The 13,263-nt window shown below is 59.4% G+C and carries 9 protein-coding genes; 4 read left to right on the top strand and 5 right to left on the bottom strand.

The genetic code is table 11. From position 1 onward, the window contains the following. Positions 1-5: 5 nt before the first annotated feature. The 3 genes from U1A53_RS16570 to U1A53_RS16560 form a co-directional block, all read right to left on the bottom strand. A complete protein-coding gene (locus U1A53_RS16570) occupies positions 6-1,280 on the bottom strand; it encodes a hypothetical protein (protein ID WP_322282653.1) in 1,275 nt (424 codons plus the stop codon). A 105-nt stretch (positions 1,281-1,385) separates the two neighbouring features. Then, positions 1,386-3,104 carry a DUF4365 domain-containing protein gene (locus U1A53_RS16565; RefSeq protein ID WP_322282651.1) on the bottom strand — a complete coding sequence of 573 codons (1,719 nt, stop codon included), beginning with the start codon at positions 3,102-3,104 and terminating at the stop codon, positions 1,386-1,388. 289 nt (positions 3,105-3,393) lie between these two features. Next, positions 3,394-6,066, bottom strand: a complete 2,673-nt coding sequence (locus U1A53_RS16560) for a right-handed parallel beta-helix repeat-containing protein (RefSeq protein ID WP_322282649.1) — start codon at positions 6,064-6,066, stop codon at positions 3,394-3,396. 106 nt (positions 6,067-6,172) lie between these two features. Between U1A53_RS16560 and U1A53_RS16555 the strand changes: the two genes are divergently transcribed. From U1A53_RS16555 to U1A53_RS16545, 3 genes are all read left to right on the top strand, one after another. Beyond that, complete coding sequence (locus U1A53_RS16555; protein ID WP_322282648.1) at positions 6,173-7,924, top strand: serine/threonine-protein kinase; 1,752 nt, start codon at positions 6,173-6,175, stop codon at positions 7,922-7,924. A 70-nt stretch (positions 7,925-7,994) separates the two neighbouring features. Continuing rightward, the gene (locus U1A53_RS16550) at positions 7,995-9,290 is read left to right on the top strand and encodes a serine/threonine-protein kinase (protein ID WP_322282646.1); all 1,296 of its coding nucleotides are present in this window, start codon (positions 7,995-7,997) and stop codon (positions 9,288-9,290) included. Positions 9,291-9,364: 74 nt separating this feature from the next. Then, complete coding sequence (locus U1A53_RS16545) at positions 9,365-9,979, top strand: aquaporin (RefSeq protein WP_322282645.1); 615 nt, start codon at positions 9,365-9,367, stop codon at positions 9,977-9,979. 71 nt (positions 9,980-10,050) lie between these two features. Here the strand turns inward: U1A53_RS16545 and U1A53_RS16540 are convergent, their stop codons facing one another. Then, complete coding sequence (locus tag U1A53_RS16540; RefSeq protein WP_322282643.1) at positions 10,051-11,208, bottom strand: Gfo/Idh/MocA family oxidoreductase; 1,158 nt, start codon at positions 11,206-11,208, stop codon at positions 10,051-10,053. Positions 11,209-11,365: 157 nt separating this feature from the next. Between U1A53_RS16540 and U1A53_RS16535 the strand changes: the two genes are divergently transcribed. Continuing rightward, positions 11,366-12,373 carry a Gfo/Idh/MocA family oxidoreductase gene (locus U1A53_RS16535; protein WP_322282641.1) on the top strand — a complete coding sequence of 336 codons (1,008 nt, stop codon included), beginning with the start codon at positions 11,366-11,368 and terminating at the stop codon, positions 12,371-12,373. Here the strand turns inward: U1A53_RS16535 and U1A53_RS16530 are convergent, their stop codons facing one another. Continuing rightward, entirely contained in the window at positions 12,374-13,249 is an 876-nt protein-coding gene (locus tag U1A53_RS16530; RefSeq protein WP_322282640.1) for a YicC/YloC family endoribonuclease, read from the bottom strand. It abuts the gene before it with no gap. Positions 13,250-13,263: the final 14 nt, after the last annotated feature.

Below are 13,263 nucleotides of genomic sequence, written 5' to 3'. Positions count from 1 at the left end.
CTTTCTCACCTGATGTCTTGCTGCCGCAACCGCTCCCACGCCATCTCCACCCAGAAGAACTGCGAGTAGTACAGCTTCGTGTAGTCGTAATGCGCGATCACCTGCTCCACTTCGGCGGCGTGTTGCTGCAAAAGCGCCGCGTCAGGCAGCAGCGTGACGATCCATGCCGCCGCAGTGGGTTCGCGGATGAAGGCTGTCTCTTTGCCGCGACGTGGAGCCAGCTTCATGAAGTTTTTCAATTGCGCCTGCGCCAGAGCCACCGCCTCGTGCTCGGTCTGCTGCGGCTTCCATTCGGCGTTCATCACGCGCCAGTCCATCTCGAAGCGGCTTGTGTCCGCGTTGTCGAACTGCTGCGCGAGTGAAAGCCACTCAGTAGCCAGTTTCGCGCTCGCGACGAGTCCTTGGGCAAAGTCAGCCTTGAGCGCCGCGTCCGTCTCCAGCTCCCACAGGCCGCGCAAGCCGCCCACCGCCGCGCAGGAGGTCCAGTTGTGGTTCCTGGAATACCAAAACACCATGCCGCCGACGCAGATCTCGCGCTTGGAGAGCTGCTTCTCGCCGCCGCGCTTCTCCAGCTCCGCCAGATACATCGTGCGCCACTTTTCATCGCCGGTGACGCGATGCAGCATCTTCATGGTGAAGAGCATTCGAGCTGCTTCTTCAAAGTGGAAGCCGTTGAAGCTGCCGCGCACTTTGAAAGGCTCTTCGGCGGGCATTTGCCAGCCCAGCCGAACGACCTCCTCCGCTGTCTCAACGAGATGCTTCGCGATGCGCGTCTTCTCCGCCGCCGTGGCGATGTCCGACTCCCAGTAACGCCACAGGCCGAGGAACCACGGCATCGTCTGGTCATTCGAGCCCATCGGGTAATGCGACTTGCCATCCGTGCTCACACCGCGACCCACGAAGCCCTTCACCTCGCTGATCGAGTTCAGCAGCAGCAGTCCTTCCATCAGCTTGCGGGCCTTTGCGGCATCCTCCGCCGACTTCGTACGCTTCCAGCGATTCACCGCCGCATCCATGTAGAGGCCGTTGAACATCGCCCCGTTCTCAATCGGCGCCCACCAGCCCAGCGCGTTCGGTTTGCCCGCCTTGCACTCCTCCGGGGTCGGCAGCGAGACGTTGCCGTCCATGTCGGCGAAGTCGATCATGATCCCATACTTGTCGATGAAGCGACGCCACAGCTCACGGTGCGCCGATTCGGCGGCCTGGGAGGCATCAGCGGCGATGATTTGCACCGCAGAGATGGGGAGAACGCAGAGGAGGATGAATGAGAGGCGGGTCATGCGATTGTTTAGAGTTGGTTGATCATCGAATCAAACTCGCCGTTTCCGATTCATTCGCCACCTCATCCCAATCTCTCCACCAGCCAGTAAATTTTGAAGAGAATTTCACGCGGAAATGTGTGTGCCGCTAAAAAGCAGCTTTCCGCAACATGCTGCAAAATGAGTATGGTTGCCGCAAGGACACGAATCATGCGCGCCAGGTAGCTTACCGAGTTTTCTGCTCATCGCCTCCCTCAGACGATGTGAGCTAAACAGTCTTTGCCTCTTCATAGCCAATTCGCCACCGGGTCTGCTTGTTAACTTCTCCAGTTTGCCTTCGATGATTGCTCCCTGAATGAAAAGCTCTCTCGGTAATGGGCAGTCTTTGCCTGTTAATTCCTTTAGCTTGTCTGCAATCTGCCCTGAAAAATCACCAGTTGTAGAAACTGCATCTGCGGCGGCTCCCCAAAACCATTCTCTAAATTTAGCCCCATCAGGTGACTGAGAGATATCGACGCATCTGCCCAGCCCGAACTTCTCTACGAGAAGTCCAATATCGGGCAATGAAGCCGCGTTGAGCGCTGCGTTAAGCTCGTCCATCGCTTGATAAACTCTATGAAAACGCACCCTTGTTCCCCAGCGAGCTAGGGCAAGCTGCGCCAAGCCAGGTTCAAACTCGACAACGTCCACTCCCAGTTGGTCAGCCACAGAGTAATACTTTACAATGTTGACAATTCGCAGAAGCCTCTCTGCTGACCACGGAGCTTCGTGTCCTTGTGGATTTTGCTCACCCAGCCCAAAGAGATCCCGGATCAATTTGGATTTGGCTGTTTCGATCATTTCGCGGTGCATCTTGTTGTCATAAGAGACTGCTTTGACAGCATTTGCGACAACCTTATGAAACAGTCGAGGCAAGCGAAACTCCTTCGCAACAGCGTCCAAGTTTCCACCTAGCATGTCAGCTTCGGGGGCTGAGAGTATTTGCAGATTGCCGACCCCAGACTGCTCCACAACAAATGTCACCTCTGAATTCAGCGGTTCGCAAACGGGAATCAGTCTTTGTTCCCTGGTGAGATTAATGAATCTCTGGAAACCTAAAGCAGCCACGGCGGATCGAATCAATTGTGCCGGAAAGTAAACTTGGTCAAAAAGAAGCAATGCTCCTGCCAACACCCTTCGCGCAGTAACTGCTTTTTCGTCGAGTTCCCCTTTGGACCACTGCATTCCGGTTACGCAATTTGCGATGCTCGCTCCGCGTCGTTCCGCAGCTATATTGAAATGTTGGCCGGTGAAAACGTGATCATGGTAGATCTCAGTCAGGAAAACGCTCCTACACACTTTGTGAAATCGAGAGTGGCCGCCCTCTTTATCATAAGCCATGGCCAAGCAACGGCCCAACCAAGGGTGAAACTGTTCAGGCAAATACTCGTCACTGTCTTTGAAATTCACAGCCACAGTTGTTTGTGTGCGCCACTTGGGTGACTCATTCTCCAAGTTATTCACCACTTCATCGGCAAAGCGCCATCTGGTTGTATTGGAAGGGATGCTGTGGAGGGCGATCAGCACTGGAAACTGGGTAGATGTCCATTCCACAAGATGTCGGACCTTGAGTTGCTCCGATTGATTCTGCTCAATCAGTTTCGACGTTCCCTTCACCTGTAGTCCAAAGACCATCGGTGTCCTTAGTGGTGGGCAACCCGGGATCACATGTTGGACAAAAGCGTCGTAGCCGTAATCATCTCCTTGTGCCAAGCGAGTTGGAATGCAGGGGGAAAGATAATCCTCTACGGCTCTCTGCGCCGTCCTGCCGATTTCGTGCTGTTCTGGTATAGGAGAACCTAACATGGTTGAAAAATTCTGAAGGAAACACTGCTTCCATACAAGCACGCTCTGGGATCGCCATCAGGTATTTGGCATGCAATTGACGCTACAGCTTGTTCGGCACCACCTTCGTCCACGGGCTCCATGCACCCAGTGCGTGCTGCTGGATCTTGCGTTTCCATATCTTGTTCATGCAGAAGGCGTAGAGCGTGTCCTTGCCGTCGAGGGAGACGCCGGTGCCGCGGGCGCGGTTGGGGACGGCGAGGATGACCTGTCGTCGGCGCTGATCTGGATGCCGCTCTTCATGGCTGACTCACCGCTGCTCCAGCTTCACATTATCAATGAAGAGCGCCGTCTTCGTCGTGCCGAGGGAGCTGAAGAGCATGTAGCTGGCGTTGGTCCAGGTGGGTTTGCAGGGGATGGATTTGAAGTCGGTCTTGGTGCCGTCTTGTCGCGTGAGCGTCACGTCATACTTCGCGCCGCCGGTCGTGGCGGTGATCTCGATGCGGAGCCATTCGCCGGGTTTCAGCTCGGCGAGTTTGTGGCTGGCGGTGACGTTAGCGACGAGGATGCCTTTTTGCCAGCGGATGTAGGGTCCAGCGGCGAACTCGCCGCCATTGCCAGCGCGCATCTCGAAGAACCAATCGGCACCGGGCTGGGCCATGATGTCGAAGCTGACGTGGAAGGTGCCGGATTCCCATTTCGGGTAGATGTCGAGCACGGGGTCGTAGCTGTGTTTCAAGCCGGGCGCGTCCTGCACTTTGAGGCTGCGCTTAGAAAGGAAGTTGGCGGTGGTTTGCAGTGGTTGACCGTTGTTGACAGTGGTTTTCCCGGAACCAGAGGGGATGGGGGAAGAGACTTCGTCGGTCACGCCGATGCTCTCTCCTTTGTTTTCGCTGCCATACTTCGCTCCACGAACGCCGATCATACCCAGCGCGATGCGCTCGAAGTTCTGATCGACCTTGTAGGGTGGTGCGGGCCAGGGTTTCGCCTCTGTTTCCCAGGTGGGGTAGTCATGGCCCTTCGCGGCGAGTTCGTGCCACTTCGCGTCTGTTTTGTGGACTCCGGCCAAGGTGAGGTCCCAGGGCTTGAAGCCGAGCTTTTCGGCAGGTGAGCCGGGTTTGAGGCGGAAGTCGCGTTTGGCGATGTTTTCGAACATGGGATCGGCAAAGCGGCTGCCGTTGTCGCGGCCCATTTTGCGCCATTCATCCCAGGTGAACTTCGTCTTGGTCAGAAGCGCGGGGATTTTGCCGTCGGTGGGCCAGTAGAGGTTTTTGCGGAAGACGAGGCTGTCTTTGGGATCGCCGCGCTCAGTTTTGTCGAAGAACTTCCAGTTCCACTCGCCGCCATCGAGCAGCGGCGATGCGGGGTCCCATACGACGATGTTGTTCATGTAGCGAAAACGCAGGCGTGCTTCGTTTCGGGAGGCCTGGATCTGCGCGGAATTGCCAAAGGCGAAGATGTTGTTCCGCACGGTATTGAAGTAGCCGTAGTGCTGGTGAAAGCCGGCGTTCCAGGTGTCATGCACGAGGTTGTTTTCCATCAGCGTGTCACTGGCGCCTTCGTCATTATACAGACCCCAGCCGCCGTAGCGATGGCTGGCGATGTGATGCACATGATTTCCGCGAATGATAGTGCCGGGCGAGGTGCCGAGGCCGTAAAAGCCGCCCATGTCGCTGAGGTAAGCCCAGCCGAGATGATGGATGTGATTGTTCTCCACCAACGTCTCGCGCGAGGCAGTGTCGCCATAGCCCCAGTTCCATCCGGCGCTGATGCCGGTGTAGTAAAAGTCGCCGATGTCGCAATGCGTGACCGCGCAGTGCTGCGTGTGCGTAAAGACCACGCCGCAAGCGCTCGGATGCAGCCGCCCGCCGTGCTGCATGATGCAGTCATCGACGATGATGTGATGATTCACCCGTTCGTCTTCCGGGCGTTTCGTTTCGCCGACATACACGCCACCGCCTCCGAGGTCGTGGAGGTGGCAATGCTTCACCGAGGAGTTGGCGCAGCCATTCTTGAACCAAATGCCGTGCAGACCGGTGTGAGCGATCTCGCAGTTCTCGAACTGAATGCCGCGCGAGTCCTCGATCTCGATGCAGCCATCGCTCGTCGTTGCAGCTTGGCCATCGTGCAGGCCATCGGCGGGATACAAATGCTGGCTGTATTGAAACGAGATGCCTTCAAAGCGCACGTCGTGAGCGCCTTTCATGACGATGAACTTCGTCACCAACGGCGCGATGACTTCGGCCTTTGGCATGTCCTCGCCGGGCAGCGGCAGGTAGAGCACTTCGCCCTTCGCCTTGTCGAGGAACCACTCGCCCGGCGCATCGAGCGCGGCGCGGTAGTTCTCCATCCAGAAGCGCTGATCCGGCTCGAACTCGACGAAGGGATAGCGCGAGCGGCCTTTGATCTGCACGGCGAGCGCTTCGTCGTTCAGCGCCTTGATGCGACACTGCCCCACGGCCCAGGCATGAGTCACGGTGAGCAAAACGTCGTCTCTCTCGGCCTGCGGGATGGCTTTGAGCACCTCAAATTGCTCCGCCGGGATGCTGAAGGCGTGGAAGTTCATGTTCTCCTTCAAATCCGGGAACACACCCGCGCCGACGGCCTCGGTGATGTGGTGGTAGCCTTTGTTCGGCGAGCGGGCGAGCGTGGCGCGGCGGCCATTGATCCAGAGCTGCTCAAACTTCCACGCCTTGTCCGGCAGCAAGGCTTTCCACTTCACTCCTTCTTTGACCCAGCCAGTGATCGGCTTCCCAGCCATGAAAATGGCGTTCTTGCCGCTCCACGTCACCTGCGAATCGTCTTTGCCGAGCGTGATCGTCTCCGTGATCGGATGCACGCCGTCTTCGACGATGATGCGCACGGGTTTGGGAGCTTTGCGGGCCTGTTCGAGCACCGCAGCGAGGTTGCCGGGCTTGAGTGTGAGATCGGTGGCGGAAGCGGCACAGACGAAGAAAAGCAAGAGGCAGCAGGAACGGATCATTGCAGGACAGTGGATGGCGCATGGGAGGCTTCAAGAGCAGGAATGTGCGCCGAGGTGATTTTAGTCGCCACCAGCGTGCGTTTCGCTACTGTCCGCCGCCTTTTTCATGTCCCAGGAAGCTCCGCATCATCACCCGCCGCCGTTTGACGTTCCCAGCGTCGAGGAGATGACTGCGCTTCTGCCGCAGTATAAGTTTGAAAAGCTGGCGGCCTACGGTGGCATGGGGGCCGTGTTCAAGGCGCGGCAGGAGAGCCTGGACCGGCCGGTGGCGATCAAAATCCTGCCGCCGGAGTTTGGTGCGGAGAAGGACTTCGCCGATCGCTTCAAATCCGAGGCGCGTGCGATGGCGAAGCTGAACCACACGCACATCGTGGGGGTGTATGACTTCGGCATCACGACGGGCGGGCATTTGTACCTGGTGATGGAGTGGGTGCAGGGGCACACGCTGCATGAACTCATTCACAAGGGCAGCCTGCCGGTGCGGAAAGCCGCCAGCCTGGCCATGCAGCTCTGCGACGCGCTGGCCTACGCGCACAATCACAAAATTCTGCACCGCGACATCAAGCCGGGCAACATCATGGTCAATGAGGACGAGCAGGTGAAGGTGGCCGACTTCGGCCTCGCCCGGCCGATCACAGGCGAGGCGGAGGAAAACCCGTACGGCACGCCGGACTACGCGGCGCCGGAGATTCTCGGCAAGGGCGCGGTGGACCAACGCGCGGACATCTTCGCCGCCGGCGTGGTGCTTTATGAAATGCTCGCAGGCCGCGTGCCGCAGCATCCACGGCGCTCGGTGCAGGAATTTGCACCGCTTTCCCCACGCTGGGATGAACTGATCGACAAGGCCACGCATCCCGAGCCGGAGAAGCGTTTTCAGGACGCGCGTGAATTCCGGGCGCACATTTCGATGCTGGTCAACCAGTCCGCGCAGGCTGCCGCCGTGACCGTGGTGGAGGTGGTGGAGGATGCGCCGAAGGTGAAGGCCGCGCTCCAGCCACTGCATTTGGTGTTGATCGGGACGGCGGTGATCATGATCGGCATTGTTCTTGGTGCGATGTTTAAATCAGAACCAGATCCGAAACCTGCGGCAGTTGCTTCTGTCCGACAAACACCCGAAGAAGCCGCAGAAAAGCTGGAGCCGCAGGCTTCGAAGATTGAAGAGAAGGTCAGCAAGCCGGAGCCTGTCGTGGTGATGCCGGCACCAGAACCGGAAAAGAAAACACCGGAACCGCTCGCCAAAAACATGACCGCTGCGACGCCTGCGCCTGCTCCGATGCCAGCGCCCGCGCCGCCACCCGTTCCGGCCCCGGAAACGCCGCTTGAGGCCATTCAGAAACTGGAAGAACGGGATCCGGAGCTGGCGCAGTTGGTGGCGGCATTTGGCGAGGAATGGTCGGCCAGTGAGGAGATCGACGCGGAGCCGGAAATCCAGGAACTGGCCGGCAAATACATTCCGGCGCTTCAGCGCAGCCTGAACGGACTCATGCCGGAGCAGCGTGATCATCTTCTCAGTGAAATCTCGCATGTGGCGAACCGTGAGCCGTTGAATGAACCGGAGCCGTCATGGCCCTCTGTGCTGAACACCTTGCGCAAAACCTATGAGGTGCAGCTCGAAACGATTCAATCCACTGCGGACTCCGCCGCACAGAAAATGCGTGCCGCGCAGTGCGAACTCGTGCAAGCCAGGGCGAAGGAACGCGCCGCCGCCGGCAAAGTGGAGGCTGCCAAGCGGGCGGAAGCCGTGGCGGCGGAACTGGCGAAACTCCGCGCAGCGCCATCCTTGAAGGCATTGAAGCAAAACGTGGCTGACGGCGGCAGTTTGGGAACTCAGCGGATGCCGCCAACTTCCATCCGTTGAACGCAGGCAGGGCAGACGACCTTTGTGTTTGTGCTCGCCGTCGTGGCCGAGGCTGGGCATAATAACAAATATGGCTGAAGAAGCTTCCTCCAGTGACCCACTATCGTTCGATGTGCCTAGCATCGAGGAGATGACCGGCTACCTGCCGCAGTTCAAATTTGAAAAGCTGGCAGCCTGCGGCGGCATGGGCGCGGTGTACAAAGCCTGGCAGGACAGCCTTGCCAGGTGGGTGGCGGTGAAAATCCTGCCGCCCAAATTTGGAGCAGAACAGGGGTTCGCCGACCGCTTCAAAACCGAGGCGCGGGCGATGGCGAAGCTCAATCACACCAACATCGTGGGCGTGTACGACTTTGGCATCACGCCGGGAGGTCATTTGTTTCTCGTGATGGAGTGGATCGAGGGACGTTCGCTGCACGACCTGATTCACAAGACCAACCTGCCGCTGCGCAAGGCCACGAACCTGGCCATGCAGCTCTGCGAGGCGCTGAGCTTCGCGCACCAGCACGGCATCATCCACCGCGACATCAAGCCGGGGAATATCATGGTCAACGACGCCGACCATGTGAAGGTGGCCGACTTTGGCCTGGCACGTCCCACGAATGAAACAGAGGAGGACAACCCGATGGGCACGCCGGATTACGCCGCGCCGGAGATTCGCGGCGGCAGCGTGACGGATCACCGTGTGGACATTTTTGCCGCCGGGGTGGTGCTCTACGAGATGCTGACAGGCCGCGTGCCGGAGACTCCGCGCCGCCCGGTCACGTTGTATGCCAAGATTTCGTCCCGCTGGGACGAGATTATCGCCAAGGCCATCCATCCCGATCCCGAGAAGCGCTACCAGGATGCGGGTGAGTTTCGTGCTTATATCAATGCGGCGATGAAGCAGGAATCCGGCGTTTCGCCACCGGATACTGCCGATCACAGGCCGAAGGGCCCTCCGCAGAAGAAAGCCGCTGCAATGACGCAAAAGCAGCAGATGGGACTGACGCTTGGCTTCGTGGGACTGGTGCTGGTGGCACTGCTGGCGTTGATTTTCTGGCCCACAGCGCGGAAAACCGCCGCCACGAGCGCTGGTGCGGCGGAGGCCACGCCGGAAGAGATCCAGCAGGTGATTGTGACGCTGGAAAAGAGCGATCCCGAACTTACCCGGCTCCTGAACTCGTTTGCGGACGATTGGGCGGCCAGCGGGGCTGGCAAAAGCTCGGCCACCGCTGAAAAGCTGCGCGCGGCACTCAACACGGCGATGCAGGCGAAAACGAAAGACCGCGCGGAGGCGGCACGGCGCGCGGAAATTGTGACTGCGGAGCTGGCGAGGCTTCAGGGAGCGCCTTCCTTGAAGGCATTGAAGCAAAACGCCGCCAAATAGCGGGTGACCGGCATGGGAGCTTTTCAAGGGTTTTTCTTGCCAAACTCCCGCGTATTTCGTCTCATGCTGCCACCATGAAGAAATATATCACTGAACTTATCGGAACCTTCTTCCTCGTCTATGCCGTCGGTCACAACGTGATCGGTGGAAACCCGCTCGCTCCCATCGGTATCGGTCTGGCGCTGGCCGTCATGATCTATGCCGGCGGACACATCTCCGGCGGCCATTTCAATCCTGCTGTCACCGTGGCCGTCTGGCTGCGCGGCAAGTGTGATACAAAGGACGTGGTGCCCTACATCCTCTGCCAGGTCGTCGGTGCGGTGCTGGCCGCTGTGGCGGTAAGCTGGCTGCGCGGCAAGGCGGCGGCTCCGGCGGATTTTGAACTGAGCAAACTGATCGTGGCCGAGATCATCGGCACCTTTGCGCTGGCATGGGTGGTGCTGAATGTCGCCACCACGAAGGCGAACGCGAACAACAGTTTCTACGGTGCGGCGATCGGCCTGACGGTGACAATGGGTGCCTTTGCCGTGGGCGGCATTTCGGGCGCGGCCTTCAATCCGGCGGTCGCCACGGGTGCCGTCGCGATGAACATCCTCAAAGGCGGCCAGCTTTGGGCCTACTGGGTGTTCTGCATCGCCGGTGCCGGTGCGGCGGCCTTTGTGTTCAACAAGCTGAAGGTGGACGAGTAACTCGGGTCTTCAGCACAGCATTCAAACAAGAAGCCGCCACCCAGTGATGGGTGGCGGCATGGTTTTGAAGATCAGCGGAAACTCTTCGCGAAGTCATCGGCGGTCGCTTTCGCGACGACCTTGGTCTTCTGGAAGGTCGAGGCCTCGCCTTTCTCGATCAGGATGCGCTCGTAGTCGGCGGAGGACATCGGCAGCTCGATCGTTTTGTCCTGCCAGGTGGAAAGCAGGATGGCATTGGCCAGTTCGACACTGCGGATGCCTTCTGCGGCGGGTGAGAGGAGCAGCTCACCCTTCAAAATGGCGTTGGTGAAGTTTTGCAAAATCTCGACGTGCTGTCCGCCAGTCTGCTCGACGGGGATGTCCATGTGCCAGCTTTCCGGCATGGCGAAGGCGGCCTCGGCTTCCATGCAGAACTTGCTCATCGGCTGGCGGTTGCGCTGGAAGTGAATGCGCGTGCCGTCGGTCACGGTCAGGCGGCCCTGCTCGGCGGAAATTTCGAGCTTGTTGATGCCCGGCGCTTCGCCGGTGCTGGTGACAAACGTGGCCGTGGTGCCGTTGTCGTATTGCATGATCGCAGTGACATCGTCCTCGACCTCGATCTCATGGAAGCGGCCGAACTGGCAGAAGCCGCGCACCTTTTGCGGCATGCCGAACAGCCATTGGAACAGGTCGAGGTTGTGCGGGCATTGATTCATCAGCACACCGCCGCCTTCGCCCTTCCAAGTGCCGCGCCAGCCGCCGGTGGCGTAGTAGTAGTTGGTGCGGAACCAGTTGGTGACCTCCCAATGCACGCGGCGCACCGCGCCGATCTCGCCGGAGTCGATCAGTTCTTTGACCTTCTTGAAGCAGGCGTTGGTGCGCATGTTGAACATGGCGGCAAAAATCTTGTTCTTGTCCGTGTGCGCGGCGATCAGACGCTCGCAGTCGGCTTTATGCACGGAAATCGGCTTCTCCACCAGCACATGCAGCCCCGCCTTGAGCGCCTCGATACCGATGGTGGTGTGGCTGAAATGCGGCGTGCAGATGAGAATCGCGTCCAAGTGACCGCTGCGGATCATCAAGTTCACGTCAGTGAAGGCTTTTTCGCCTTCGATCAGGTTCGGCAGCGTACCGACGCTTTCGCAGAGCGCGGTGACGCGCAGCCCGGGCACCTTGCCTGCACGAATGTTCGCAAGGTGCGCCTTGCCCATGTTTCCCAGCCCAACAATGCCAATTCTGACGGTTTCCATGGCGCGAGGGTAGCAGGCCGGTCGGGACGGTCAAGCACTCCGCAGTTGCGCATTGGGTGGCACGCCTGCATTTTCCAGCATGCGACCGCCACGAAGCCTCACGACCCGGATCATCCTCGTCATGGGATGGCTGTCGGCGCTGTGGAGCACACACCTCATGGCAGAAGATCTTCGCATCGGCATCATCGGCCTCGACACCTCGCATTCAGAGCAGTTCACGCTGCGCCTGAACGATCCGGCCAATCCCAATCACATCCCCGGCGCACGCGTTGTCGTCGCCTTCCCAGGCGGCAGTCCTGACATTGAGGAAAGCAAATCGCGCATCGACGGCTTCACCGCCACGGTGCGTGACAAGTTTGGTGTGCGAATCGTCGGCAGCGTGCCGGAGGCCTGCAAGGACGTGGACGCCATCCTGTTGCTCAGCCTCGATGGTCGTCCGCGGCTGGAGTTGATTAAACAAGTCATCGCCGCAGGCAAACCGGTGTTCATGGACAAGCCCGTCGCCGCCACGCTGAAGGATGCCGTGGAGATTTACAAGCTCGCCGCCGCCGCCCAGGTGCCTGTATTCAGTGCCTCCGCCGTGCGCTGGTATCCCGGCGTGCTCGAAGTCGCCAACGCTGAACAAACGCCCGCGCGTGGTGCCATCTCCTACGGCCCGGCGCACGTGCTGCCGCATCATCCCGATCTTTTCTTTTATGGCATCCACCCCACCGAGGCGCTGTTTACCGTCATGGGCGGTGGCTGCCTTTCCGTGACCCGCACGACCACACCTTTCGAGTCCATCGTCACCGGCCTGTGGTCAGGTGATCGCACCGGCACGCTGCACGCCATCCACGAAGGGGCGAAAGGCTACAAGCTCATCCGCTTCGGCGACGCCCAGATCACCGAGCAGAAATCCGAAGGGGATTACACCCCGATGCTGCGCGAGATCATCAAATTCTTCCAGACCAAGCAGCCGCCCGTCTCTCCCAAGCAGACGCTGGAGATCTACGCCTTCATGGAAGCCGCCGAAGAAAGCAAACGCCGCGACGGCGCGCGCATCACGCTGCGCGAAGTCATGGTCAAGGCCGGTGCTCCTGAAGCCTGGCTGCCCGAAGATGGCAAAGCCAGGCCGCCACAGCCGAAATCGGTGCCCAAGGGGCTGCCGCAGCCCGGCGGCTCGTGATCACTCCGCGTTCTGCACCTGCTCACGGATCTTTTCGAGCTCGGTCTTCGCGGTGACGACGTGATGGGCGATCTCGGCATTGTTGCACTTCGATCCCATGGTGTTGAACTCGCGGAAGAATTCCTGCAGCAGGAAATCGAGGCTGCGCCCGGCAGGAGTGTCGCCATCGAGATAGGTGCGGAATTGTTTGATGTGGCTCGCGGCGCGCGTGAGTTCCTCTGAGATGTCGGTGCGATCCGCAAAGAGGGCGATTTCTTTGACCAGACGTTCATCATCAAGCGGCAGCGGCAGTCCGGCCTCTTCCAGGCGCTGACGCAATGCTTTGCGCTGATGCTCGGGGACGGTGGCGGCTTTTTCGCGAATCGACACCAGAAGCGATTCGATCGCGGCAAGTCGGGATTCGATGTCCGCACGCAGGCTGGCACCCTCCGCGGCGCGCATGATGTTCAATTGCTTCAAAGCGGCAGCCAGCGCCTCCTTAATCACCGGCCAGGCCTCCTCGGCCGCGATTTCGGTTTGAGCCATATTCATCACACCCGGCAGCCGCGTGATGTCCACCAGCGCCACCTCTGAGGGAATATCCAACTTCAAGGCCAGGGCGTGCATCGCATGAAAATAATTCGCCGCCAGCACATGATCGACACGTATGGTGTCCGCTGCCATGGCGGCGGCTTCTTTGCGGACGGCGATGTTCACTCGTCCACGTGAAACGGTGGCGGAAACATCGGTGCGCACCGCGTTTTCGAGCTCCGCGAGCTCACGCGGCAGATTCACCGCCACTTCGAGCTGTTTGCGGTTCACGGAACTGCATTCCACGCTCCACGTCACGCCTTCGCGCTGCGCTTCGCCCCGGCCAAATCCTGTCATGCTTTTCATAGACATCAGATGGA

Source organism: Prosthecobacter sp., assembly GCF_034366625.1.
Taxonomy (GTDB): Bacteria; Verrucomicrobiota; Verrucomicrobiia; order Verrucomicrobiales; family Verrucomicrobiaceae; genus Prosthecobacter.
The sequence above is the reverse complement of the archived record's forward strand: the minus strand, read 5'-3'. Positions and strand labels throughout refer to the sequence as shown.

What these genes read in the sequence shown, in the direction of transcription:
- U1A53_RS16570 (WP_322282653.1), bottom strand. Translation starts at nt 1,280, where the DNA reads ATGACCCGCCTCTCATTCATCCTCCTCTGCGTTCTCCCCATCTCTGCG.
- U1A53_RS16565 (WP_322282651.1), bottom strand. Translation starts at nt 3,104, where the DNA reads ATGTTAGGTTCTCCTATACCAGAACAGCACGAAATCGGCAGGACGGCG.
- U1A53_RS16560 (WP_322282649.1), bottom strand. Translation starts at nt 6,066, where the DNA reads ATGATCCGTTCCTGCTGCCTCTTGCTTTTCTTCGTCTGTGCCGCTTCC.
- U1A53_RS16555 (WP_322282648.1), top strand. Translation starts at nt 6,173, where the DNA reads ATGTCCCAGGAAGCTCCGCATCATCACCCGCCGCCGTTTGACGTTCCC.
- U1A53_RS16550 (WP_322282646.1), top strand. Translation starts at nt 7,995, where the DNA reads ATGGCTGAAGAAGCTTCCTCCAGTGACCCACTATCGTTCGATGTGCCT.
- U1A53_RS16545 (WP_322282645.1), top strand. Translation starts at nt 9,365, where the DNA reads ATGAAGAAATATATCACTGAACTTATCGGAACCTTCTTCCTCGTCTAT.
- U1A53_RS16540 (WP_322282643.1), bottom strand. Translation starts at nt 11,208, where the DNA reads ATGGAAACCGTCAGAATTGGCATTGTTGGGCTGGGAAACATGGGCAAG.
- U1A53_RS16535 (WP_322282641.1), top strand. Translation starts at nt 11,366, where the DNA reads ATGGCAGAAGATCTTCGCATCGGCATCATCGGCCTCGACACCTCGCAT.
- U1A53_RS16530 (WP_322282640.1), bottom strand. Translation starts at nt 13,249, where the DNA reads ATGAAAAGCATGACAGGATTTGGCCGGGGCGAAGCGCAGCGCGAAGGC.